Consider the following 24,416-nt stretch of genomic DNA (forward strand, 5'->3'; position numbering starts at 1 on the left):
TGACTACTGATTTCGGGTATTTATCATGGTAGGAAGTAAAGCTAAATCTGAAATATAAACATCTAAACAGGGTTTACATATAAAACCTGATAGCGGAACGTAACACAATACTTTTTCTTCTAATAAATGTTATTCAACTGTATGTTAATAAGACTGGCTACTATTACCGATGCGCCCCGTTTACGCGAACTTTCAGAAACTACTTTCCGCGATACTTATACAGAGTATAATACTGCTGAAAATATGGAAAAGCATGTGGCTAAGAACTTCACCATTGAGCAGATAGAAAAGGAATTAAAAGACCCTGCTAATCAGTATGTGGTTTGCGAGGATGGTGATAATCTAACGGCTTTTGTAAAACTGGTCAGGAATCACTCTGCCAAGGGTTTAGAGAGAGAACATGCCATAGAAATAGAAAGAATATATGTGCGAAAAGTTTTTCATGGGATGCAGCTAGGCCGAAAACTAATTGACTTCTGCACTGACTGGGCAAAAGAAAACGGTTTTAATGTAATTTGGCTGGGTGTTTGGGAACACAATCATAATGCCATGCGCTTCTATGAAAAGATGGGCTATGAACGCTTTGGTGAACACTCATTTGTATTGGGAGATGACAATCAGACTGATTATTTGATGAAGAAGTATATTTGAAATAGAAGACCTAAACGGGGCAATCGCTTAGGTCTTTTATAGCCTACTCAGGTATCTCCATCCTGATACGCCATTCTTTAGGAAGATAATTATTCACTCTGTCACCGATTACCTTCATAAAGCCGAGATTCAAACCCTGATATTGAGCCAAAAGCCAACCCTTGGGCTGGTCAGAGAAGTCGATAGTCAGGTTTTCTTTTTTAAGGAATTTTAGCGCTTCTTCTTTGGGTAACTCAATGGCAGGTAAATTTTTGGCAATGGCTGTGCTAAGGGCTAAATCATGACTCGGGATGAAGTCATTACCCTTAAACTGCCCAATCTCTAAACCGGAAGAGCGTTTCTGCAAAGCCCTGAAAACAATAGCATAATCGCTGGTCAGTGCTCCAGGTATGGCTACTATTTGTCCGTCAGGCTTTTCAAAATACTCGAAGGCTGTCGGTTCCTGAAGCCATTCTTTCAAAACATCTATTTTTTTCTGTGGCACACGGTTCAGCTTTACCTTACCGCTGCCCTCCAATTTTTTCCCTCTGGTTTTTCTGAAAACCGCCAGATAGAATCCTTCTCCTTTTACTTTATGTGGGAAGAACTGATACCCGTATTTCTTTTCTGCAATGCCCCATTCGGCAGGTATGTTTAGCTTAACAGATTCAAAATCGGCTATCTGGGTTAACCAATGGGCATTCTGCTCGTTTTCTTTTTCATTATAGGTGCAGGTTGAATAACACAATATACCCCCCGGTGCTACCAGCATGGCTGCTGCCTGTAGAATCCGTTTTTGGCGGGCACTACAAATCTGCACACTATTCTCCGACCATTCGTTCATAGCCTTGGGGTCTTTTCTGAATAGCCCTTCGCCTGAACATGGCGCATCCGTTAGCACCACATCAAAGAAGCCTTCCAGATCAATCATTTCCTCAGGATCATGGTTGCTTACCACATAATTCGGGAAGCCCCATTTTTCAAGGTTCTCTTTCAAAACCCCTACTCTGCTTTTGATTACCTCATTAGCAACCAACAGACTTTTATCATTGATTAAAGAAGCCAGTAATGTACTTTTACCACCCGGTGCGGCACATAGGTCCATTACACGCAACGAATGGTTTAAATCGGTTGTTTGCTTCACCGCCTCAGCTACAAACATAGACGAGGCCTCCTGCACGTAATAGGCACCGGCATGGAAGGCAGGGTCTAGCGTAAAAACAGGCCTTTCGGGCAAGTAAGCAGCATCAGTAAGCCACTGAACTTTACCAGCAGATGCCACAGGTTCTGCTATTTTCTTTCTATCATTCAACCTGATAGTAACGGGCGTGGGTTCTGAGAGGCTCTTCAAAAATGCCTCATGTTCGTCGCCCAAAATGGTCTGCATTTGCAGCGCAAAAGCTTCAGGTAATTCCATTGTTTATTATTTACTAAAGTCTTGTTTGTTAAATCCCGCGCCTGAATACCAGAAAGACTTTACACTGTTATTTACAAATCTACAAAAACTGTTTATCTAAATCAGCCTGCATTTCAAAACTCCTGATTGGCAGCCGTTCCGCGTTTATATATTCACTTACTCTCATAAAAAATAAAACCCCTATCCGAAGAAAGGGGTCAATTTCAAAAACAACGATTCTGAATCGTGTGACAAATTAGATTTGTACACGTTTGAACGCTGTCACTTTCAAACCTTTTTGTGTATTTTCAAGTAATTGAGCAATGGTAACAGAGCTGTCTTTTACGAACTCCTGGTTCAACAAAGTGTTTTCTTTGTAGAATTTGCCAAGTTTACCCATCGCAATTTTCTCAAGCATTGCTTCTGGTTTACCTTCCTGACGAGCTACTTCCATACCGATTTCAATTTCTTTCTGAACAACAGCCGGATCTACATCATCTTTATCAAGACCTACGGGTTTCATAGCTGCAATCTGCATGGCAATATCTTTACCGACTTCAGTTACGTCAGTTCCCTGAGTATTATCAAAAGCTACCAATACACCCAGTTTACCTGTTGAGTGGTTGTATGAAACCACCTGAGCTGATTCAAGCGTAGCGTAATCGGTAATCACTAATTTTTCTCCGATTTTACCTATCAATTCTGTGATGTTTTCATCTACCGAGCGGCCATCCGCCAAAGTAGTGCTCAATAGCGTTTCTTTGTCTTTAATATTGTTGGTAACACCAGCCTGAAGAATTTCTTCTGCCAATGTACGGAAAGCCTCAACTTTAGAAACAGGCTCGGTTTCGCAGGCAAGCGCCATGATGGTTGCACTTGAACCGTCTGCGCTAACACTTGTTAAAACAATACCTTCTTTAGTTTCGTTGTCAGCGCGTTTAGCTGCTACTTTCTGACCAGCTTTACGAAGAATCTCAACGGCTTTATCGAAATCGCCTTCAGCTTCTGTTAAAGCTTTTTTGCAGTCCATCATACCAGCTCCTGTCATCTGACGGAGTTTATTTACATCTGCTGCTGTAATATTCATGATTTTATATAATATAAAGAGTTTCTAAAAAGATTTATCAACAGTAAGCTATTGATTTTGTAAGAAAAAAGCCTTAGTAGCTACTTTCGGGGTGCAAAATTATAAGTTTTTTCAGTAAAAACCAAAAATGCAAGAAATTAGCAAGGGAATTTATGGTAAGATAATGTGCATGTTTATAAACAGTTTCTTTAATCTTAAAAAACAGACTAAATTTAAAAAGATTCATAAAAAACTTTCGCTAGTCTACTAAGCTAACGTTAAATAGAAAAGTTTCAATAAAATGTACTTTCATTAATCTGAATTAGTATATTGCACTCAGAAAAGTTAATATTTTGTGACCATTTAAATCCCTTAAGTAAATGAAAAGAACATTACCAATTATCTTCGCAGCTGCCCTATCTCTCTTGTTTCTGGCATGTCAAAAAAAGCAATATGCTTATGTTCAACAAGGAAAAGCTGACACTTACACCTACACAAAAACCACTAAAAGTTACACTCCTGCCTTAGAACAGACTTCTGCTTTGCCCGCGGCAAGGGTAGTGGATAACGAAGAAATTATTACTTCTGTTACGAATCCGACAGAAACCTTAGCAGCCTCAAATGAAGTAACTGTTCCTGCCTCGCAATCTATTGCTACTGCTACGGCAGAAGTATTAAATTACAATGACAAGAGCATTGATGCAGAGTTTGAAAAACTAAACAAACTTGAAGCATTTGTAAATGCCAATGAAGGCACAACGTTTGAAGACGTAAAAGAAACTGAATTGGTAAAAGATCTGAATCTTGATACAAAAGCCACAACCAGTCTTGCAGTTGACGACTTGCCATTGAACATTCCGGCATTCTGGTGGGGTTGTGTATTAGGTTTAATTGGTGTTTTGCTTGTTTATATTATAACTGACAAAGATAAGGCTCAAACCAAAATGGCATTATATGGTTGTTTAACCTGGACCGCCCTTTGGATTGTTTACTGGGTAGTTATAGCTGCCGCTGCCGCAAATTAACAAGTATTTTATTTGACAATTTCAATAGTCGAAAGCTCAACAGCTTGTTGAGCTTTCGCTTTTTAATTTCACGTAACTTATGAAAAAACTACTTCTTTTGCTTTTTGCGTTGGGCGTCCGACTCTCTTTTGCTCAGGAGTTTTACCGTCTGAAAGCCGATGTATCAATTAAAGATAAATTGGCCACAGGAGCCTATCGGCTTACAGTAGGTAAAGTTTATTACGACAAACCCTCTTTAAGCCTTACTTACAAACTTCATTTTCCGCAGGAAGAAACAATCATTATCAAAGATACCACCTTATTTAAGCTCAATAAAAAAGATTCGCTGATGGGTACTCAAAATATAACCATCATGAACGAATTCTCTATTTTTCACCTGGCCTTAACCGGCAGACTGGCAGATTATGGTATCAATTCTGGCAAAGTAAATGGCCTTTACAAAGTTGAAAAAGTAGAAAAAGATAAAAGTGGCAAAGTAATTACAACATGGAAAGTAACCGAAAAAAAGCTACAGAAAACTATGGGTAAAATAAAAATGGCAAATATTGATAAAAAATTAGATGCCATTGCATTTTATGATGTGACAGATAAGCTTCTAAGCCAGCAGTTTTTTAAAGATTATGTTAACATTAAAGGTGTGGTTTTCCCGAGGCAGGTTACACAAATTGCATACAATGCCGACGGCACACAGAATATTCAGCAAACTACCTACAAAAATATTTATATAGACGAAAATGGCGAAGACAAACTTTATAATCGTATTATTCCTGTTCCTGCTTTGCCCGGGTCTGGTAAAAGCCCAAAGTAAAGATGAAATAAATCTGCTCAGAGGCGTTATGCAACAACCACCTAAAAAAACCTATAAAGAGGCTACTGGCAATAAAAACGAGGTACAATATCTGTTTTCAGGGCTGTTTTTGTTTTATAAAACCTTTTTTTCTTCTCAGGACATGACTTCTTGCACTTTTACGCCGTCTTGCTCTGAGTACGGAATTTTGTCGGTCAAAAAATATGGTCTGGTAATGGGCGGCGTAAGAACAATGGACAGACTTACCCGTTGCAATGGATTAAGCCCAACCAAGTATGAAGTGGACATGAAGGCAAAGTTATTGATTGATAAACCCTAACCTGATGAAAAGACTATTATTATTATTTTGGCTCTCTCTAAGATTCATACATATTTCTGCACAAGACCTTTACAACTACGATAATTCCAAAAAATTTGCCGAATATCTTTCTAAATCCGGTCAATATGAATTAGCGACAAGAGAGTTTGAACGACTGACTTTTATGCAGCCGCAGAACGACTCGCTCAAAACTTCACTTTTAACTATGTACAGGCGCTCAGGCAAACTTGATGACGCTGTGGCCCGAGGAAGACAATTATACCCTGACCTTTCATTGATGCCAGCACCTTCTGCCATTGAATATAGCAGAATTTTACTACTCAGGAATGACTTTAAAACGGCCGGAAACTTCTGGGCAATTAACAAAAGGCTATCTCAGCCAGATAAACTGATTCTGCAGGCTACGGCTGAGATTTTGAAGGACGATTATAAAGAAGCCAATGAGATACTTGCAACATTGAAAGACAACGACCACCAACTGGCCTATGATTATAAAACACTGGCGGCTCAGGCTGTTAAAGTTAAAACCAAAAGCCCGGCTTTGGCAGGTATCATGTCGGCGGTGGTGCCGGGTACAGGCCGTTTTTATGCCAAAGACTGGAAAGACGGCATCGTTTCTATGTTTTTTGTAGGCACTATGGCTTTTCAGTCCATCCGCGGATTTAATAAAAGCGGTGTAAACAGTACACGCGGTTGGATATATGGCACCGTTGGCCTGGGCTTTTATCTGGGCAATATTCATGGCTCGGTGGTTTCTGCTAAAAATTACAACAAAAAAAGCCGGCAGACCTTCAGAAATCGTATTGACAATTTATTCAACAGTTATTTCTGATTATTCTTTACCTTATTAATTATGCCGGTTCCAAAACCACATCAATTTATAGTCAGGCTTCTGGCAACTGTTTGTCTGACAATCCCAAACCTGCTCTGGGCACAAAATCTGAAAGAGACGTTTGACTTTGCTAATCAGCTCTATGAAAAGAGAGACTTTGACGGCGCAGCCAATACTTATAGAAGAGTTATTTTCTTTGATAAAAAAGAGGAGTTCAGAAAGCAATGTTATAAAAACATTGCCGATTGCCTCTATGCAACCCAAAACTTTGAAGAAGCCGCCGATTACTATGAGCTGGCTTTTTATCAGCAAAAAACTGATAGCCTGAAAGCAGAGATTCTGTTCAGGAAACTTTCTTGTTTTTTACTGACTAATAACTTTCAATATGCCGAGATAGAACTATTCAGCTTACCAGAAAACCTCAGCGAATCACAAAAAAGGCGAAAAACTTTTTATGCGGCTGTTCTTCATTTTTCAACAGACCGATACGAAGAGGCAAAAAAGGAATTTATAAGCCTGATTGATTCAACAGACCTGGAAGCGAAGCAGAAGATACTTGAGTTGTTTGCAAAAAATGAGAAAATCAGTCGGCTCAACCCTAAAACTGCTCAGACTCTGAGTATGATTCTACCCGGATTAGGGCAGTTTTATGCCGGAGATGTAAAAAACGGCTTTAATTCTTTTTTGCTCACCGGAGGCATTATCACCTGGGGAGTACTTACGGCGATTAATAGCGCTGCACGGTTTGATGTTTTCATTACCATGGTTCCGTGGTTTCAGCGATACTACATGGGTGGTTACAATAAAGCTGCCATTATTGCAGAAAATCAGAAGAAAAAACGAAGAGCAAAAGTTTACAATCAGCTGCTCGATGTAGTTTCAAAGTAAATCTGTTTACATATAAAAGATTTTACTGCATAAAAAAGCCCCTGAAAAGCCTTTATCAGCTGTTTCAGGGGTGTTTATAACAATACCGGCAGCGGGCATTGCATCAAATTACTTGCTTACAACATACAACTCAACCACATTTTTCTTCGAGTCGATATCAATTCTTGTTGGATTCAACATGGCAGTTTTGTTGTTTTTAGATAATGTAATGTCATACACCTTTCTGTCATATTTCAATACAGACCCAGACAACGCATCGATACCCCAACCCAATAAATTGCCAAGATTCAAGACACTTACCACATTAAATTCTTTGTCAAGCGTAATCAATCTGGTTTCGTAGCCATCAAGTTTGTATTCAACATCTGTATCGTTCAGGCTTCTTTTCATATTAACTGTACATGGCGTTTTACATAGTTCAATGCCATCTTTGTAGATTGTTGCACCAGACGGTGTACTGTTAAAGGTAATTCTGTCTTTTGTGCCTGTAAAGATAGTTGCGCAGCTTGTCATCATCAGGCCAGTAATGGCCAGTAAAAAAAATCTTTTCATAGTAATACTTAATAATTAAAATTTGGCTCCTACTCATCAGGCTTTTCGGAAAACGCCCCGTTTTTTATGATGGTTTCTGGTCTCCATCTTTTTATGTTTATGTTATATGAGGCTTGGGCTTCCTCTTGATACATAATATATACCATTTACATTTTATGGCTCATTATGGTTTATATCTCTAAACCGTTACCAATAATCAGCATGCAAGGAAGTTTCAATCTGGCCTCTGCTTCCAGACAACCAAGAATAGCATTACCCCTACAAAAATTGAATAATTATTTTAAGCAAGGTATCTTTCAGATATTATCTATTGATTAAGAATCCATTTTACCGAGAAGCCTGAAACAACCTGTAAACAAATTGTAGGCTTTATGCAGGCAGCAAAGGTCGTATTATGCAGAGGCTACTTAAACCTCATAAATTTATGCAAGCATGCAAAAAACAAAACAAATTGGCAAGCCGTTACCTGTAAAAATGATAACAATTACCAGCCGTTATGAGCCACTTTAAAATCTGAGATTATGAAAAAAATAATTACCACAGCTATGCTGTGTTTTCTTTCCTTTTTATCAATACGCAGTTTACAGGCACAGGGATTTTACAACGGGCCGAAAACCCTTAATGCCGGATTGTTTTTCGGATATGGAACAGGCGTGGGAGCATCTTTTGATGCCAGAGTGCACGAATATCTGAGTGTGGGAGCCATGGGGGCTTTTACGTCACAGAATTACATTGGAGGCACCAGAAGTTCTGTAAGTTTAAGTGCCCGCGGTGCGTTTCATGCTGGCAAGCTCATTAATCAGACTATGCAAACAAATAATGAAGATTTTGACCCTTATGCCGGAATACTGGTTGGTTTAAGAGCTGAAAGCTATTTACAAAACCAGACAAAGGGCCTTGTAGGAATATTTGTGGGGGGCAGGTATTATTTTCAGAGCAAGCTGGGCATATATATGGAACTGGGCGCCCCTTATTCGTCAGTAGGTATAACTTATAAATTCTGAATCAGCAAAAACCGCTGTATAACAGAAGAGGCGGGCTTTTACCCACCTCTTCTGTTATTTTTATAGCTCTCTGATACGTATCGATTTAAATGAAATCATATCGCCATGGTCTTGCAGGGCAATTTTGCCTTTTGCATGGGGCTTGGCGTATTCTGCGTCAGCAAATTTACTTTTGGCCACCATTGCTATCCAGTCTGTACTGCCATACTCATACTCTACCAATTTTTTGCCATTCAGCCAGTGCTCAACGTGGTTATCTTTCACAATAATCTTACCGGTGTTCCACTCGCCGGCAGGTTTTACTACCGTAAAATCGTTGGCTGGCTGCATATCATAATTGGCAGCTGTTTTCTGGGTATCTTTCAACTTGGCCGGATACCCGCTGTCATCAATTATCTGATACTCGGGGCCAGACATATATGAGGCACTTGATTCAGGTTTTTCAATTACTTTATAAATAATACCGCTGTTACCCTTAGGAGCCACTTTGTATTCAAATTCTAACTCAAAGTTTTCATATTCTTTGTCAGTCACCAGATCTCCGCTTTTGCCGTGGGTCATCAGTGTGCCGTTCATTACATGCCAGCCTTTAACGCCGGTGCCATGCCAGTTATGCCAGCCGGTGGTTGTCTTGCCATCAAATAGTTTTACCCATTTGCCTTTCTGTGCAGATGCATTCATTACACACAGTGCGAAGGCCGCAATCAGTATTTTTTTCATGTTCAATAATTAGGTTGATTAATAGATAAATTTACTCACTAAAAAACAAATTTAAACTTTAAAAATTAATTTTCTTCTGTAAAAATAAAGCAGCATAACATACCATATCAGCAGATAAATCAGCGCACCTGCCAGCGAGGCATTTTTGGGCTCGCTAAATAAAGATGCAATGTTGTAATCATAAAGCCATGATATTAAACCAGGGTAGTCATTAGCAGCCTTACCGTTTAGCGGAATCTTGATGGCATCAAACGCCCTTGGAACTATACCAGAAAAGAAGAAAACAACCATTGGGTTTACACCAAAAATCACAAAGGGCTTTGTCCAGAAATTCACAGCCAGAACATCAACTATATAATATAGTATGGCCAGTGTTATTAAAGCCCAACCACTTGTATAAAAAACAAAAGAGCTTGTCCACAAAGCCTTGTTGATAGGAAAAACCATATTCCACAATAAGCCTATGCCCACACCGGACAATCCGGCTAATAACAAATACAATGCTTTTTTCTCGCTCGTAAAGCGCACTGTTGTTAGCATTTTTCCGGTTAAAACACCTGCTATCCCGGTTGCAATGGCTGGTATGGTACTCAAAATCCCTTCCGGGTCCCAGGTTTTGGAAACACTCCATAAGTGCCCCGGCAGCAAGACGTTATCCAGCCAGGCAGCCAGATTAGTTCCTTTTTCAAAATTGGCTTCACCTATACCCGGCACAGGCACCAAACTCATTAATGCCCAGTAACCCAACAAACACACCAAAGCAACGGCTATATGCACGGGGGTTTCGGTGGTAGCATAGAAAACCGATACTATCAGGTACACCAGAGCTATGCGCTGCAATACACCTGGTATGCGAACGGTGCTGAAATCTTCTGCCACAAAAGCCAGTATAATCATCAGTAAGAATAAAGCAGTGGCTACCACAAATTGCCTTTGCCTGTTATACTCGCCCAAAAGCGCTATGGTAATAATGGCGGTTAAGCCTAAACGAACCAGCATAAGCGATACGCCGGCCAGCTCACCAATATGTATTTTAGAATAGAAGTTAAGGAACAAACCTAAAAGAAATATCCTGAGCGTGCGGGTAATTATCCGCCCGAAAACAACGCCATCAAAGCGCTTGACCGGCATTGACAAAACCGTAGACACCCCCACTATAAACAGGAAAAACGGAAACACCAGGTCGGTAGGTGTGCATCCGTGCCATTCGGCATGTTCCAGAGGTGGATAGATGTGCCCCCAGTCGCCCGGGTTGTTCACAATAGTCATCAGCATAATAGTCATGCCCCTGAAAACGTCTAGCGACGTCAAGCGTTGTTTCATCTGTATATTAGTAGGTTATCTTTAGCAATTTAGCGATTAAACAATACATACACCAATGTATTATTACATAAAACATTACACTATTAATTACACTACTGACATACAGCCTTTAAATACTACTATGTTTTCCAATTACGCTATTTCCGTTTAACTAACTATGTATCTCAAACATAAAATTTCGTAGCTTTGGGCATTATCATGGTCATCTGCCCTGATAATGCCTTTTCTCTGCAAAGCATTAATAAATCTGAAATTATTTTATCATTTAAACCAACCTGCAAGGGTAATAAATATATGCAAATCGGAATTGTCGGCCTGGGTAAAATGGGCTATAACCTGGCTCTTAACTTACGAAATCATAACTACGACGTAGTTGCGCAGGATGTAAACACAGAATCGGTTAAAAAAATAGGAGAAGAAGGCGGCATAACCATTGCCTATACGCTTAAAGAGGTATGTGAGAAGCTGACAGGCCGAAGAGTGATATGGCTAATGGTACCGGCAGGAGACATAGTAGACAGCGTTATTGAAGAGTTACTGAATTACCTGTCTCCTGACGACATCGTGATTGACGGCGGTAACTCTCACTTCAAAGAGTCGGTTCGTCGATATAATTATTTAAAATCAAAAAGCATAGAGTACCTCGATTGCGGCACCAGCGGTGGCACCAGCGGTGCCTTAAATGGCGCCTGCACCATGATTGGTGGCGACAAACAAACTTTTGAATACGTTGAAGCCGTGTTTAAAGATATTTCACTGGAAAACGGATACCTCTACACAGGTGCTTCCGGTAGCGGGCATTTTGTAAAAATGGTACATAATGGTATTGAATACGGTATGATGCAGGCCATTGCCGAAGGCTTTGAGGTTTTTGAGCGGTCGGAATACGATATTAATTTTGAAGCTGTTGCCAAGTTGTTCAACCACGGCTCAGTAGTACGAAGCTGGTTGATGGAGCTTACTGAAAACGCGTTCAGAAAAGACCCGCACCTGGATGCGATCAAGGGAATTATGCACTCGTCAGGTGAAGGCAAATGGACACTTGAAACCGCGCTTGATTTAGGTGTGCCGACACCTGTTATTGCTTTGTCGTTACTGATGCGTTATCGTTCACAAATTGAAGATACCTTCTCGGGTAAAGTGGTTGCAGCTCTTAGAAATGAATTTGGCGGACATGCCGTAGAAAAAGCGAACGGGTAAGTACAGGACATGACAAACACTGTAACAGAATATTTTATTGGTATTGATGTAGGCACTACCACTACTAAAGCCGTTGTATTTGACAGAGCCGGCAATGTACTGAACCAATACAGCAGTGGCTATGGAATGACCCACCCAAAAGCTAACTGGAGCGAGCAAAACCCTGACGAAATCTATGAGGCATTCAAGGAGGCACTCAATGTAGTTGTAACGCCTGCTATTGCCGAAAAATGCATCATTTCTTTTTCGTCGGCCATGCACGGGTTGATTGCTGTTGACGAATCGGGTAAGCCACTCACCAATCTGATTCTGTGGGCTGATAACCGCGCCACCGATTTGGCTGCGCAATTAAAACCTACTGAAACCGGGCAAGAAATTTATCATAGAACGGGCATCCCCATACACCCGTTCTCGGTTTTCAGCAAGATATTGTGGCTGAAAGAAAACGAGCCGGATGTTTACAGGCGTACGCATCAGTTCATCGGTATTAAAGAATACCTGTGGTTCCGGCTGTTCGGCGATTACACCATTGATTATTCGCTGGCATCAGGCAGTGGATTATTCAATTGTAAAGAAATGGCCTGGGACAGCATGGCTTTGTCGATACTGGGTATTTCTGAGACACAACTTCCTGCATTGGTCGCTACTACTCATATCAGAAGAAACGAGAGCAATCCATCGCTGCCATTAGTCAATTACGTGATTGGTGCAGGAGATGGCCCATTGGCCAATCTGGGTTCTGGCGCTATGAAACCCGGCCAGATGGCATTTACAATGGGTACCAGCGGTGCCGTAAGAATGTGCGTGCCACTGCCTTACACCGACCCCCAAATGCGTACTTTTAATTTTTACCTTTCAGAAAACCAGTATATCATAGGCGGCGCAACCAACAACGGGGGCATTGTGCTCCAATGGCTGGAAGAACAGATACTGATATCAAAAAATACCAAAGCCCAGTTAATAGCAGAAGCGCAAAAGCTGGAAACGGGCAGCGCAGACCTGTTGTTTTTGCCATATATTTTAGGAGAAAGAGCGCCGGTATGGAATGCCGAAGCTAAGGGCGTTTTCTTCGGCCTGAGCATTACGCATAAACAGGCACATCTGGTAAGAGCCGTAATGGAAGGCCTGATACTGAATGTGTATTCTATTGGTAAAATACTGATGGAGCAGCAGCCTGTTAATGAAATATTTGCCAGCGGCGGATTTGCTAAAAGCGACTTCTGGCTTCAGCTGGTGGCTGATATTTTTCAGAAAAAAGTAGTTGTATGCGAGACCGTGGAGGGGTCGGCCTGGGGAGCTGCTTTACTGGCCATGCAGGCTTTGGGAATTACAGAAGAAGCGGGGGGAACGGCTGAAGGAAAGGTGTTTTTGCCTGATACCGGGGCGGGCGAAAAATACCAACGTATTCATGAGAAGTTTGAACGCCTGTATGATAAACTGAAAGATGAATTTTAACGTATTGCGAAGCGATGCTTCGCATTAGTTCCGCGGAGTGATACTCCGCGAGTCATTGAAGAGCAATTTGAAACTAGAATAATAAAAACTAACCCAATCAGAAATCTACTTAATTTCCTTTAAAAAACAGCTTGAAATTGTGGTACAATCCGGTTGTTCTGAAAGTAAAGTGCTTATGCGATACGAAGTTGACCACGAAGCTCATACCCATACCAAAGAAGTGAGAAATAAGCGCTCCAAAATCTATACTTTTACCAAAAACAAGCTGTTCTTTTTCAAAAATGGTATATTCTCTTAAAATGTGCAGGCAATAGTAAGCTCCTTTAACTGTTATAATACCCGAAATAAGAGAGACTAACAGAAATTTGATGCCCTCGCGAAAAGAGTTTTTTGAATGCCTTTGATTAAAAGCAAAAATTTTGGTGAGAAAAAAACCGATGATAAAAGCGATAACATAACCAAGGGCAATTGATAGCTGAAACGAAAACCCAAAGAAGTTCTGTGTAATAGAACTTACAATTAATTGTACCATTACACCAGAGCATGCGATAAAAAAATACGAAATCAGCTCTTTATATTTTGCCAGTTTGCCTTCTAACTTTATCACCTGTAATTCTTTTACTATTCGATTAAATTATTGTAATAATAATAGAACGCCAAAAGTAATAAAAATTTATGAGGAAGGCATATTAAATATTGTGGGCGGTTGACCCACAATATGAATATTAGTATCTCCAGCTTTTTAAGTCTACACCTTTAGGCGCTGTTTTCTTTACTTCTTCTGCCCACTTGGGTATAAACATACGGTGGTAACGTAATCTTGAAATATAATTGGGCTGTGTGTGGTCGCCATTCCAGCAATGCTCGGCTCTGTCGCCGTAATCCACTTCTCCGTCATAGGCGGGGTTAGATACCCCCTTCAACATTTCTTCGGCCAGATACACGGCATTGTTGAGATAGTAATTATCCATATCGCCACAATAAATATGGATTCTGCCCTTCCATTTTTCACCGTTTTTTGCCCAGTCACGCTTCATAATATAGGCAAGGTCATAGTTTTCTTTCCAGTAATTGGCTACCTCTTTATCTATCACGCCGGTTTGTTTATCCCATATTCTTTTGGGGTAACCATCTTTGCCAATGGGAGAATACACTGCTTCCCAGATATCAAACTGCTGGCCGCTTCTGGTTTTAGTGCCTAACGCCAGCTCCCGCATGTTCATTTCAGCTACTGTGGCTGATATTTGCCCCAGATAATCACGGTGGCCGGGCCTGGGCAGTTTTTTAAACTGACTGTCGTACCAATATGCATTCTTATCTTCATAAATATTTACGGTTGTAAAAGCTCTGAAATCAATCGGGTCCGGGCATGCCGCATAACAGCCATTGTACTGGTCAGGATACTTGACCTGTACTGCCAGGGCCTCCCAGCCACCCGTTGAGCCACCATAGGTGAATCTTGCCCAACCCTCACCAATACCTCTGAACCGTTTTTCAATTTCCGGAATCAACTCATAGGTAATAGCATCGCCATAAGGCCCGATGTTTTCTGAATTAACTGCGTACGAATCATCGTAAAACGGACAAGCGTGTTGTATCTCGATAGCTATTACCCGCGGGAAATCCTTTCCTGTCCACATTTTATAGAAATCGTAAGCTTCCTGCTGTACTATTTTATTGTAGCCGTATATCTTGAAACGGACGTTATAATCATTCGGAAGATTGGTATCGGGAGGAGTGGTGCGGAATCCATCAAAATCTTGAGGAAAATGCCCATGAAAAATAGCCAGCGGATACTTCACGTCAGGGTGTTCATCAAAGCCTTCAGGCAACAAAATATGCGCGCCCAAATACATAGGCCTACCCCAGAACTCGGTGAGCATTTTACTCTGTATCTTAATGTGTTTGATATACTTAGTATCTTTAGGCTCTTCAACCGGAGGTATTATCTGGTCCAGATTTAACTTCACAATGGCTGCTCCTTTAGGGTCAAATCTTACTTTAACGGGTTTTGAGTACAGGTTACCCGGTGCCAGATTCCATTGCTGGCCTTCGCCCCTATCCATTGGCATTTTTACTGTATGGCCATCTTTCCGATGAAAGGTCTCGTACTTATGTAACAAAACCTGCACATAATATTCACCTGCCGGCACCTCTTTCAGGTATCTTTTCGGATACCCGAAGCTGTTATTGTTGTTTACTATTCTCACCTGAGAGCCATTCCAGTTTTCAACATCAATGCCAAATACCAGTTGCGTATTCAGGGCATCGGTAATATCAAAACGGGGTTCCCGGTTCGGGTTTGTTGAGAGCATTACCAACAGTCTTCCGTCTAGCAGGCCTTGCTGGCCGGAGGCTGTTACAGAAAACTGCGTTTGCGCAAACCCTGCTGCCGACAAAAGCAGAAGGGCGAACAATAGAATTTTTTTCATGAATGTTTAGTTTAGTAGTTTATGGGTTTATCAATGATGTTGCTTACCATATTTCTTCAGGGCTGTTTCTACATCCAGCTTTGCAGCTCTTATTAATCCATTGCCTGCTTTTTCTCCGGCGGCTATGTCAATATTATGAATATCGTAGGCTTTGCCACCCAGGTCAACCATTATTACATCAAAAGTAAAAGCAGTTTCAGTATTGGCTATAAACCAGTGAATGTTGTTCTTCTCGTCTGAAACAGACGAACTGCTGCCCACGCCGGCCGTTTTTTCAATGGTGGGTTTTATAAGCAGGTATTTATCTTCTTCTGCTACTTTGTCATAGTGTTTCAGTGCAAATTCACCTTTTAAAACCAAATGTGCCGACGACATATTTGAATGCCCATGCGGAATAATAGCACGGCCTTTTTTCATACCAAAAATCTTCCTGATAAAAACTGTTTTTTCAGGCAGCCCATCCAGTTTCGGAAACTTAACCATTCTGGTATTTACACCCAGGTCGGGGTAATCAAACCCACGCGTCAGGGTTTCAAAATCAATAAACTTTAACAGCTCGGGTAATTCTATCTGATTAAAGAGCTTTTCAACCTGCTGCTGCCACAAAACCGGTGGAATCTTTTGCAACTTCAGGTCATTACAAATTTCTGTCAATTGTTTTGCCCAGTGGGTGGCAACAGGCCTGACCGAACTTGCAAAAGCCTGAGAAGTAAATAAACTCTCTAATAAAAAATAATTAAGAGTTGTACCCAGCATTTTTTTTCCGAACTCCCGTCGGTTTTGCAATTCCATACAATTATTTAGGTTTTGGGGTATATTGATTGGCCCGTTCGTTTCTTTCGGCCAGTGTTACGGTTTCCAGAATCCTCTTCTTTCTGGTTTCTTCCTGTTTTGCATTCAGCAGCCATTCAAGTATGCCTCTTTTTACCGACCGGGGAAAAGCCTCAAAATAGGCCTTCGCCGTAGGATTATTATCTAATGCCTGTTGCAAATCTGGCGGATTAATCAGGTTTTCCACCTCATCAAGGGCTGTCCAGTAACCATTTTCTTTGGCGAAATCAATTATTTTTGTGCCCGGTGCTGTCATTAACCCATCGGCTATCAGTTTTTCAACCTTTGCCTTGTTTACTCTGCTCCAATTGCTTTTAGGATTTCGCCTGGCAAAAAACTGATAATAAAAATCATCATTACCACTTTTTATTGAACTATCTACCCACCCAAAGCACAGCGCTTCATCTACGGCTTCATCATAAATGACACTTGGCACGCCGCTTAGCTTTTTGTATAGCTTTAGCCAGATGCTCGTGTGCTTATCGTGGTTATCTGAAAGCCATTGTCTCCAGGCCTTTCTGTTCTCAAATGCCATTGCATTAGCCAAATCATTAGCAGCCATAATAAATTCAATACAATAATTAAAAACCGTAATTTAAGAGATTGCAGGCAGCATGAGCGCGTTTCAAGCAAGAGCAAAACCACAGCCTGCACGCATTTAACAAATATAATAGCAGGCCATGAAAATAGAAAGTATTGTACAGGTAATTTAAACGGTAGTTTTTAAGGGGGCGAGTGTGCAAAATTAATAAATGCCTGTAAAAAATCAGAGGCACCTTTTCTGGTACCTCTGGTAGTTTAAGCTGCTACGGTTGGCTCTTTTATGGCCAGTTGGCCACAGGCGGCGTCAATATCTTTCCCGCGGCTTCGGCGTACATTTACTATTACGCCTTTATCTTCCAGAAATCTGGCAAATTTGCCGAGTTTATCTTCTGTGGTATTCACAAAGTCTGCTTCTGCTATGGGGTTATATTCTATGATATTCACTTTTGCAGGTACTTTCTTGGTAAACTCCCACAATTCTTTAGCATCCTGCAGGCTATCGTTAAAATCATTAAAAACTATGTACTCGAACGTTATCCGGTTACCTGTCTTTTTATAGAAATAATTCAAGGCAGTAGCCAGGTTTTTCAACGAATTGGTTTCGTTAATGGGCATAATCTCGTTACGCTTTACATCATTGGCGGCGTGCAACGACAAAGCCAGATTAAACTTCACGCCATCATCACCCAGTTTCTGAATCATCTTGGCTATACCTGCTGTACTGACAGTAATACGTTTCGGCGACCACCCCAAGCCATCAGGAGATGTAATTCTGTCTATCGATTCAATCATACTGGCATAATTCAACAAAGGTTCACCCATACCCATATATACTATATTGGTAAGCGGAGCCTGATAGTGTTCTTCTGCCTGTTGTTTTATTAAAACTACCTGGTCATAAATCTCGGCGGCATCCAGGTTACGCTTGCGGGGCATATAACCGGTTGCACAAAACTTACAGGTAAGCGAACACCCAACCTGCGACGACACACAGGCGGTCATACGGTCATCAGCCGGAATCAAGACCCCTTCAACCAAATTACCATCAAACAATCTGAAGCCCGACTTAATGGTTTTATCGTTCGAAACCTGTTTTCTTAAAACCGATACCGGTCTTATTTCAAAATTCTCTTTCAGTAAATTGCGGATTTTTAATGAAAGGTTTGTCATTTCATCAAAACTTCTCGCCGATTTTTTCCAGAGCCATTCTAATATCTGCTTGGCCCGAAACCCCTGCTCTCCATGGCCCGAAAGCCAGGTTTTCAGTTGGTCGGCAGAAAGCTTTCTTATATCTTGTTTTTCCATATTTTCTTCAACTATTTTGCAAAGTTCTGAAATTATCGGGGGTTTTACCAAAATATGCTGAATTATCATAATTCATACCCCGATTGAGGTAAACAATAATGTGCTAACAGAAGTTTGGTAATTGTAAGAATTAAACAAAAATGAAAAGATTTTCAAACAAGGTTGTCTGGATTACGGGGGCTTCTTCCGGCATCGGCGAAGCCACCGCTTATGAATTTGCCAAAGAAGGCGCAAGACTGGTTCTATCGGCAAGGCGGCTGGATGAGCTACTGAGGGTTAAACAAAACACAGGCCTGCCTTACGCCGATGTGCTGGTTTTACCAATTGATGTGGAGCGCCAGGATGAGTTTCCGGAAAAAGTACAGGCGGTTATCAGGCATTTCGGCAGGATTGATGTATTGTTCAACAATGCCGGGATATCACAACGAAGTTCAGTAGCTGAAAGCAGCATGGAGGTGTACCGCAAAATTATGGATATCAATTTCTTTGGTGTGGTAGCGCTAACGAAAGCGGTTTTGCCTGTAATGGTAGAACAGAAATCGGGCCATATTGCCGTAACAAGCAGTATATCTGGCAAGTTGGGTACGCCTATGCGCTCAGGCTATTGCGCTACCAAGCACGCCCTGCATGGATTTTTTGATTCTTTGCGTGCCGAGGTCTGGAAAGAGAAAATAAATGTAACCATTATCTGCCCGGGTTATATACATACAGATATATCAATCAATGCCATCGCAGGTGATGGTGGGAAACATGGTAAAATGGATAAAAATCAGGAAACGGGAATATCGCCGGAAGCATGTGCAAGCGAGATTGTAAACGCCATTGCCAAAGGCAAAGAAGAAGTGTACATCGGGCGTAAAGAAGTAATGGGTGTGTACCTGAAAAGGTTCTTCCCGGGTATTCTTTCAAAAATTGTCAGAAACCAAATGCCCAAATAATATTCGGCAAAAATTACAATTGATAAAATATTAAATAAAGGCTCCAAAATTGGAGCCTTTGTCTTTTCCAGGAATAATACAACAGTATTTGGCCTTTTGTCCATTTCTTTGTAAAAAAAATTAAAAATTTACTTTTTTTTAATTTCACTTGACATTTTAACAAAAAAACTTACTAATTTAACGCCTCAATAGATGGCCTAACCCATGTATTGCATTTACTAAACTAAAAAAACAAACTAAACAAACTGTATGAGGAAACTTCTACTTGCCAGCATAATGCTGGTATTGGGTAGCTATGCTTATGCCCAAAATGTCAATGTAACTGGAAAAGTTACAGCTGATGATGGCTCCGTTCTACCGGGAGTGAGTGTCGTAGTAAAAGGCACAAACGTAGGTGTACAAACGGATGCAAACGGTATCTACAAAATTTCTGCAAAGAAAGGTGCTTCACTTTTATTCAGTTTTATTGGCTTCGAATCGCAAACAGTTCCTGTAGGCAATTCATCCACTATTGATATCACTTTAAAAAGTGATGCGGCTCAGCTTAACGAAGTAGTTGTAACAGCTCAGGGTATTCGTAAAAACCTGAGAGAGGTTGGTTATGCTTATTCAAAAGTTAGCACAGAAGACGTAACGGTGGGTCGTTCTCCGCAGTTAGCTCAGGCACTTTCTGGTAAAGTAACCGGTTTGGCTGTCTACAACGTTAACAATAGCGTTGACCCGCAGGTGAAAGTGGTATTACGTGGTTTCCGCTCATTGACGGGTAACAACGAAGCCCTTATTGTTCTTGATGGTATTCAGACCACCTCTACTGTGCTTGCGCTAATTAACCCTAATGATATCGAAAACATCTCGATTCTGAAAGGTGGCCAGGCAGCAACTCTTTATGGTTCTGCCGGTATTAACGGGGCTTTGGTAATTACCACTAAAAAAGGTTCTAAAGGCAAGTTGAAAGTAAATTACTCTAATAGTACGAATGTTGAGCAAATCAGCTTTTTACCTGAGTTTCAGGATAAATATGGTTCTGGTTCGCACTACTACCCTTCTTATGGCTCTGCAGGTTACAGCAGCGACCCCCTTGTGCGTATGAAAGGCAACTGGCGTTCTTATGAAAACCAACAATTCGGCGACCCTTTTGATGGTTCGCTTCGTCAGTTAGGCCGTTCGGCATCAGATGGTACCACAAACATTGTACCATACGCAGCTGTTAAAAATGCACGTTACAAAGCATTTGACACAGGCGTATCAATGAACAACCAGATTGGTTTTACCGGTGGTGACGAAAACGGCACCTACTACATGTCGTTAGAAAATCAGAAAATTCAGGGCATTGTACCTGGCGATAAAAGTGAAAGAACAGGCGCCAGGGTTGCTTCTTCAAGAGACTACAACAAACTAAATGTTGGTTTCAATGCAAGTTATACGCAGGCAAAATATGACAGAACCTCGTCTGACTTCTATAATGACGTAATCAACCAGCCTGCCAACCTTCCTCTGCAAGATTATCGTGACTGGCAAAACAACAAATTTGCTAATCCGAATGCATTTTTTAACGACTACTACAATAACCCGTATTTTAACGCAGACAATAACCGTCGTGTTTATAAGGATGCAAACATTTCAGGAACGCTTAGCTTAACTTACAAAGTTACCCCTTGGGCAACTATCAGCAACCGCCTGGGTGCTATGAATAACTCACGTACACAGAAAAGTACTACAGGTAAGTTCTTGTATTCAGACTACGCCAAAACAAAGGCATTTATTGCTGAACCTTTCTATCGTGATGGTGACGGCACAGGTGTTTATCGTGCCATTACAGATATCTTAGGTGGGGTTACAGACTACACCAAAACTGAAAACGTAATCAATAATGAATTCCAGTTATTGTTAGAAAAAGACTTCGGCCCGTTTGCTAACAAATTGATATTTGGTAATAGCGTTTACCAGAGATATATTAAAGAAGTACAGGTTGGTTCAAGCTCAATTGTGGTGCCGGATGTTTACAACGTTTCGAACCGCCAGGGTGAGTTAACCGGTTATGAAAACACTTACATGAACCGCCGTGTGGGTTACTATGCAGACTTAACCAGCAACTTTAAAAACTGGTTGATTCTGAACGGTACATTCCGTTATGACCAGACATCATTGTTCTACAAACCTACACGTGCTACCAACCTTTGGTCATACCCTTATTATGGTGTAGCGCTTTCGTTTATTCCTACAGATGCCTTTCCTTCAATTAAGAGCAGTGTATTGAATTACGCCAAATTGCGGGTTAACTATAACAAAAACGCAAACGATAATATTGATTTCTACGGACTTGACCTGACTTATCCAAACGGCGCTAACTTCCCTTATGGTAACACAGTTGGTTTAACTGTAGGTAATACATTGCCTGATGCAAACCTTAAACCTGAATCAGTAACGTCAGGAGAGATTGGCGGTGAATTCCAGTTGTTCGACAACCGCGTTAACATTGACGTTTCGGCCTATACTCAAAAATCGGTTGGACAAGTAATCACTGTAAAAGTACCTAACTCCACTGGCTTCCCTAATTTGTTGATTAACGTGGGTGAAACTAAAAACTTTGGTTATGAAGGTGAGTTTAAATACCTTATCTCAAGAGGCACAAAGTTCTCATGGGATGCCAGTGTAAGATACTCTTACAATGATAACAAGGTATTGGAACTGTATCCAGGTATCAATGAATTCGTTCTACCTGATGGATATTCTTATGCTAATACCAATGTAATAAAAGGCTCACGCTTTCCGATGTTGAAAACTGATGGTTATCAGTATGCCCCGGATGGATCTGGCTATCGTTTGGTTAGTGCAACTACCGGGTATCCGTTGCGTCAGACAACTCTTACGCCAAGAGGCGGAACATTGCCTCGTCACATTGTAGGTCTTGGCTCAAGAATGAATTATGGCAATTTTACTTTTACATTTAACTTTGAATATCGCGGTGGTAACTATATGTATAGTGACCTTGGACGTCAGATGACCTTTACAGGTTCTGGTAAATGGACAGAAAACAGAACTGACCAGATTTTCCCTAATTCGGCTTACTTAGATGCTGATGGCAAGGTAGTACCTAACACAACCGTTAAAGTACGTGAACCTGAGTACGCACTTTGGGTTGACCAATATCGTAACATATCTGAGAATTTTGTTACTAAAGCATGGTTTATCAAACTGCGTGATATTAACCTTTCTTACAATGTTCCACAAAGTGTACTCAGCAAAGTGAAGATTTTCTCAGGTGCAAGCATTGCCCTTTACGGACGTAACCTGATTACTATCGTAGACAAAATGAACTACTACACTGACCCTGAGTACAGCAGAACTACAGGAAATGGTCTAGGTCTAAACAGTACCGGCCAGACTCCTCCTGTGCGTCAGTATGGTGTAAACCTGAATCTTACATTTTAATCAACATTACAATTGACTAAACATGAAATTAAAATCAATATTTATATCAGCTCTGATTGTTCTGGTTGGTAGTAGCTGTCAGGAGTCATTCTTTGACATCAACACAAACCCGAACTCTCTTCCTACAGCATCTCCAAGTTACGTGTTTTCAAATGCTGTAAACGTTACATCAAATAACCTGTTGAATTATAATGAAATAGGTTCTTACTGGTCTGGACAATGGACACAGGGTAATGGTTATATCATTAATACAGCGCAGTTTGCCTATAACTTCACCAACGGTGATTTTAACTACTGGGATGGTATTTATGATAACCTTCAGGATTATGAGTATGTAATTAAAAATGCAGATGCCAACTCGCAAAGCTATTTCAAAGGCCCTGCCAAAGTAATGAAAGCAATGGTGTTCCAACATCTGGTAGATATGTACGGTAACGTGCCTTTTACAGACGCGCTAAAAGGAACTTCTTCTCTGGCTCCTAAATTTGATGACCAGAAAGCGATTTATGATTCTTTGATTTCACTTCTGACAGAGGCTATTGCTGACATGAAAGCCAATCCATTTGCAAGTGCTTTCAATGGTTCAGACCTTGTTTTCAGAGGTAACCTGACAAAATGGGCACAATTTGCTAACTCATTGAAGTTAAGAATCCTTATCCGCCAATCAAAAGTAAGTGGTAAAGACTCATACATTAAAACTGAACTTGGCAAAATTTTAAGCGAAGGTAGTGGTTTTATTACCGGTGAAGAAGTAGGTATAGGTGGTTCTTTCTTCTATCTGGCTACTGCGGGTAAGTTAAACCCTTTATATGACCGTTGGGGTTATGATGCGAACGGTGCCAAAAGAGCATTAAACAATTACCCGCGTATTACTGAGTTCCTGATTAATGGTCTGAAAGCAGCAGGAGATACCCTGCGTATGAAAAGAATTGCTTACGCCAACGGTGGTGAAAATGGTAGCGTGCCAGGTACAAGTACACAGAAAGAGATTTCTGCCAACTACAGAGGCACTCCATTTGGTGTGAGCTCTGGCTACCTGCCTGCCAACACTGTACCACTAGGGCCAAGCTTGCTAGTAAAAGGTGAATACAACCGCCCTTATGTTATCATGACTGCCGCCGAAGTACAGTTCTCGTTAGCAGAGGCAAAAACAAGATACGCTGACGTAGCGCTTCCAAAAACAGCACAGGAATATTTTGAAGAAGGTATTAAACAGTCGTTCCGCGTTTTAGGAGCAAACACTGCTGGTGCTGAAGCGTACAAAGGAAGCGGCATTGTTAACTATGACTGGAACGCATCTCCGAATAAACTGACCGCTATTGCCATTCAAAAATGGATTGCCTTGAACAACTTCTCTGGGTTTGAAGCATGGGCTGAATACAGAAGAACCAATCTTCCTGTTACGCCTCAGAGTATACAGTTAGTGGGTGAAACCAAACGTCCTTTACGCTTATTCTATCCTGGTACTGAGTTAGGTTCTAATGGAGCCAACGTAAATGCACAAGGTACGATAGATGTATTCACAACCAGAATTTTCTGGGATGTAGACTAAAGGTTCGGTACCGATAAAAAAAGACAACAGGCAGGCCTGTTGTCTTTTTTTTTGCCTCAAAAAATACAAATTATTTGGCAAACCGGTTTATCATAGCAAAATGTATATGTTTCTCTGTTAAGTTTCAAGTTGCTCTTCGTCGAAAAATAAATCAGAAAAATCGTT

22 protein-coding genes are annotated in these 24,416 nt (G+C 40.9%); 12 read left to right on the forward strand and 10 right to left on the reverse strand.

The window, feature by feature from the left end; genetic code table 11:
- Positions 1-141 precede the first annotated feature (141 nt).
- Positions 142-651, forward strand: coding sequence for a GNAT family N-acetyltransferase (locus C0V77_RS02240; RefSeq protein WP_158237869.1), 510 nt, complete (start codon positions 142-144; stop codon positions 649-651).
- Positions 652-694: 43 nt separating this feature from the next.
- Here C0V77_RS02240 and C0V77_RS02245 read toward each other — a convergent pair whose 3' ends face one another.
- Positions 695-2,047, reverse strand: a complete 1,353-nt coding sequence (locus C0V77_RS02245; protein WP_101724677.1) for a methyltransferase RsmF C-terminal domain-like protein — start codon at positions 2,045-2,047, stop codon at positions 695-697.
- 235 nt (positions 2,048-2,282) lie between these two features.
- Positions 2,283-3,113 (reverse strand): translation elongation factor Ts, encoded by an 831-nt coding sequence (tsf, locus tag C0V77_RS02250; protein ID WP_101724678.1) that lies wholly within the window; start codon positions 3,111-3,113, stop codon positions 2,283-2,285.
- A 359-nt stretch (positions 3,114-3,472) separates the two neighbouring features.
- Between tsf and C0V77_RS02255 the strand changes: the two genes are divergently transcribed.
- The 5 genes from C0V77_RS02255 to C0V77_RS02275 all read left to right on the forward strand — a co-directional run bounded on the left by C0V77_RS02255 (position 3,473) and on the right by C0V77_RS02275 (position 6,964).
- Positions 3,473-4,117 (forward strand): hypothetical protein, encoded by a 645-nt coding sequence (locus C0V77_RS02255; RefSeq protein WP_101724679.1) that lies wholly within the window; start codon positions 3,473-3,475, stop codon positions 4,115-4,117.
- A gap of 79 nt (positions 4,118-4,196) precedes the next feature.
- Positions 4,197-4,925: a hypothetical protein gene (locus C0V77_RS02260; RefSeq protein ID WP_101724680.1), complete on the forward strand. Its 729-nt coding sequence runs from the start codon at positions 4,197-4,199 to the stop codon at positions 4,923-4,925.
- 28 nt (positions 4,926-4,953) lie between these two features.
- Entirely contained in the window at positions 4,954-5,244 is a 291-nt protein-coding gene (gene yidD / locus C0V77_RS02265) for a membrane protein insertion efficiency factor YidD (RefSeq protein WP_229236180.1), read from the forward strand.
- A 4-nt stretch (positions 5,245-5,248) separates the two neighbouring features.
- Positions 5,249-6,076 (forward strand): lipopolysaccharide assembly protein LapB, encoded by an 828-nt coding sequence (locus tag C0V77_RS02270; protein WP_143705992.1) that lies wholly within the window; start codon positions 5,249-5,251, stop codon positions 6,074-6,076.
- A 21-nt stretch (positions 6,077-6,097) separates the two neighbouring features.
- Entirely contained in the window at positions 6,098-6,964 is an 867-nt protein-coding gene (locus tag C0V77_RS02275; RefSeq protein WP_101724683.1) for a tol-pal system YbgF family protein, read from the forward strand.
- A gap of 108 nt (positions 6,965-7,072) precedes the next feature.
- On the opposite strand, the gene C0V77_RS02280 is transcribed toward C0V77_RS02275, so the two are convergent.
- Positions 7,073-7,516 carry a PEGA domain-containing protein gene (locus C0V77_RS02280; protein WP_101724684.1) on the reverse strand — a complete coding sequence of 148 codons (444 nt, stop codon included), beginning with the start codon at positions 7,514-7,516 and terminating at the stop codon, positions 7,073-7,075.
- 521 nt (positions 7,517-8,037) lie between these two features.
- On the opposite strand from C0V77_RS02280, the gene C0V77_RS02285 reads away from it, so the two are divergent.
- Positions 8,038-8,520: a hypothetical protein gene (locus C0V77_RS02285; RefSeq protein WP_101724685.1), complete on the forward strand. Its 483-nt coding sequence runs from the start codon at positions 8,038-8,040 to the stop codon at positions 8,518-8,520.
- Between the two features lie 60 nt (positions 8,521-8,580).
- Here C0V77_RS02285 and C0V77_RS02290 read toward each other — a convergent pair whose 3' ends face one another.
- Both C0V77_RS02290 and C0V77_RS02295 read right to left on the reverse strand, forming a co-directional pair.
- Positions 8,581-9,240 carry a DUF1080 domain-containing protein gene (locus tag C0V77_RS02290; protein ID WP_101724686.1) on the reverse strand — a complete coding sequence of 220 codons (660 nt, stop codon included), beginning with the start codon at positions 9,238-9,240 and terminating at the stop codon, positions 8,581-8,583.
- 51 nt (positions 9,241-9,291) lie between these two features.
- Positions 9,292-10,563: an acyltransferase family protein gene (locus C0V77_RS02295; RefSeq protein WP_101724687.1), complete on the reverse strand. Its 1,272-nt coding sequence runs from the start codon at positions 10,561-10,563 to the stop codon at positions 9,292-9,294.
- A 294-nt stretch (positions 10,564-10,857) separates the two neighbouring features.
- Here C0V77_RS02295 and gnd point away from each other — a divergent pair, with 294 nt between their 5' ends.
- Together gnd and C0V77_RS02305 are read left to right on the forward strand one after the other, a co-directional pair.
- Positions 10,858-11,763, forward strand: coding sequence for a phosphogluconate dehydrogenase (NAD(+)-dependent, decarboxylating) (gene gnd, locus C0V77_RS02300; RefSeq protein WP_101725026.1), 906 nt, complete (start codon positions 10,858-10,860; stop codon positions 11,761-11,763).
- 9 nt (positions 11,764-11,772) lie between these two features.
- A complete protein-coding gene (locus C0V77_RS02305; protein ID WP_101724688.1) occupies positions 11,773-13,218 on the forward strand; it encodes a gluconokinase in 1,446 nt (481 codons plus the stop codon).
- A 109-nt stretch (positions 13,219-13,327) separates the two neighbouring features.
- On the opposite strand, the gene C0V77_RS02310 is transcribed toward C0V77_RS02305, so the two are convergent.
- From C0V77_RS02310 to rlmN, 5 genes are all read right to left on the reverse strand, one after another.
- On the reverse strand, positions 13,328-13,825 hold the full coding sequence (locus C0V77_RS02310; protein ID WP_101724689.1) for a GtrA family protein: 498 nt from the start codon (positions 13,823-13,825) through the stop codon (positions 13,328-13,330).
- A 118-nt stretch (positions 13,826-13,943) separates the two neighbouring features.
- Complete coding sequence (locus tag C0V77_RS02315) at positions 13,944-15,650, reverse strand: hypothetical protein (protein ID WP_101724690.1); 1,707 nt, start codon at positions 15,648-15,650, stop codon at positions 13,944-13,946.
- Between the two features lie 30 nt (positions 15,651-15,680).
- Entirely contained in the window at positions 15,681-16,442 is a 762-nt protein-coding gene (locus C0V77_RS02320; RefSeq protein WP_229236181.1) for a hypothetical protein, read from the reverse strand.
- Between the two features lie 4 nt (positions 16,443-16,446).
- Positions 16,447-17,043: a YdeI family protein gene (locus C0V77_RS02325; protein ID WP_101724692.1), complete on the reverse strand. Its 597-nt coding sequence runs from the start codon at positions 17,041-17,043 to the stop codon at positions 16,447-16,449.
- 236 nt (positions 17,044-17,279) lie between these two features.
- The gene (gene rlmN, locus C0V77_RS02330) at positions 17,280-18,329 is read right to left on the reverse strand and encodes a 23S rRNA (adenine(2503)-C(2))-methyltransferase RlmN (RefSeq protein WP_101725027.1); all 1,050 of its coding nucleotides are present in this window, start codon (positions 18,327-18,329) and stop codon (positions 17,280-17,282) included.
- Between the two features lie 140 nt (positions 18,330-18,469).
- Here rlmN and C0V77_RS02335 point away from each other — a divergent pair, with 140 nt between their 5' ends.
- The 3 genes from C0V77_RS02335 (at position 18,470) to C0V77_RS02345 (ending at position 24,251) form a co-directional block, all read left to right on the forward strand.
- Positions 18,470-19,267, forward strand: a complete 798-nt coding sequence (locus tag C0V77_RS02335; RefSeq protein ID WP_101724693.1) for an SDR family oxidoreductase — start codon at positions 18,470-18,472, stop codon at positions 19,265-19,267.
- Between the two features lie 249 nt (positions 19,268-19,516).
- Positions 19,517-22,699, forward strand: coding sequence for a SusC/RagA family TonB-linked outer membrane protein (locus C0V77_RS02340; protein WP_101724694.1), 3,183 nt, complete (start codon positions 19,517-19,519; stop codon positions 22,697-22,699).
- 22 nt (positions 22,700-22,721) lie between these two features.
- Entirely contained in the window at positions 22,722-24,251 is a 1,530-nt protein-coding gene (locus C0V77_RS02345; RefSeq protein WP_101724695.1) for a SusD/RagB family nutrient-binding outer membrane lipoprotein, read from the forward strand.
- Positions 24,252-24,416 lie beyond the last annotated feature (165 nt).

The organism is Emticicia sp. TH156, assembly GCF_002855535.1.
Lineage (GTDB): Bacteria > Bacteroidota > Bacteroidia > Cytophagales > Spirosomataceae > Emticicia > Emticicia fluvialis.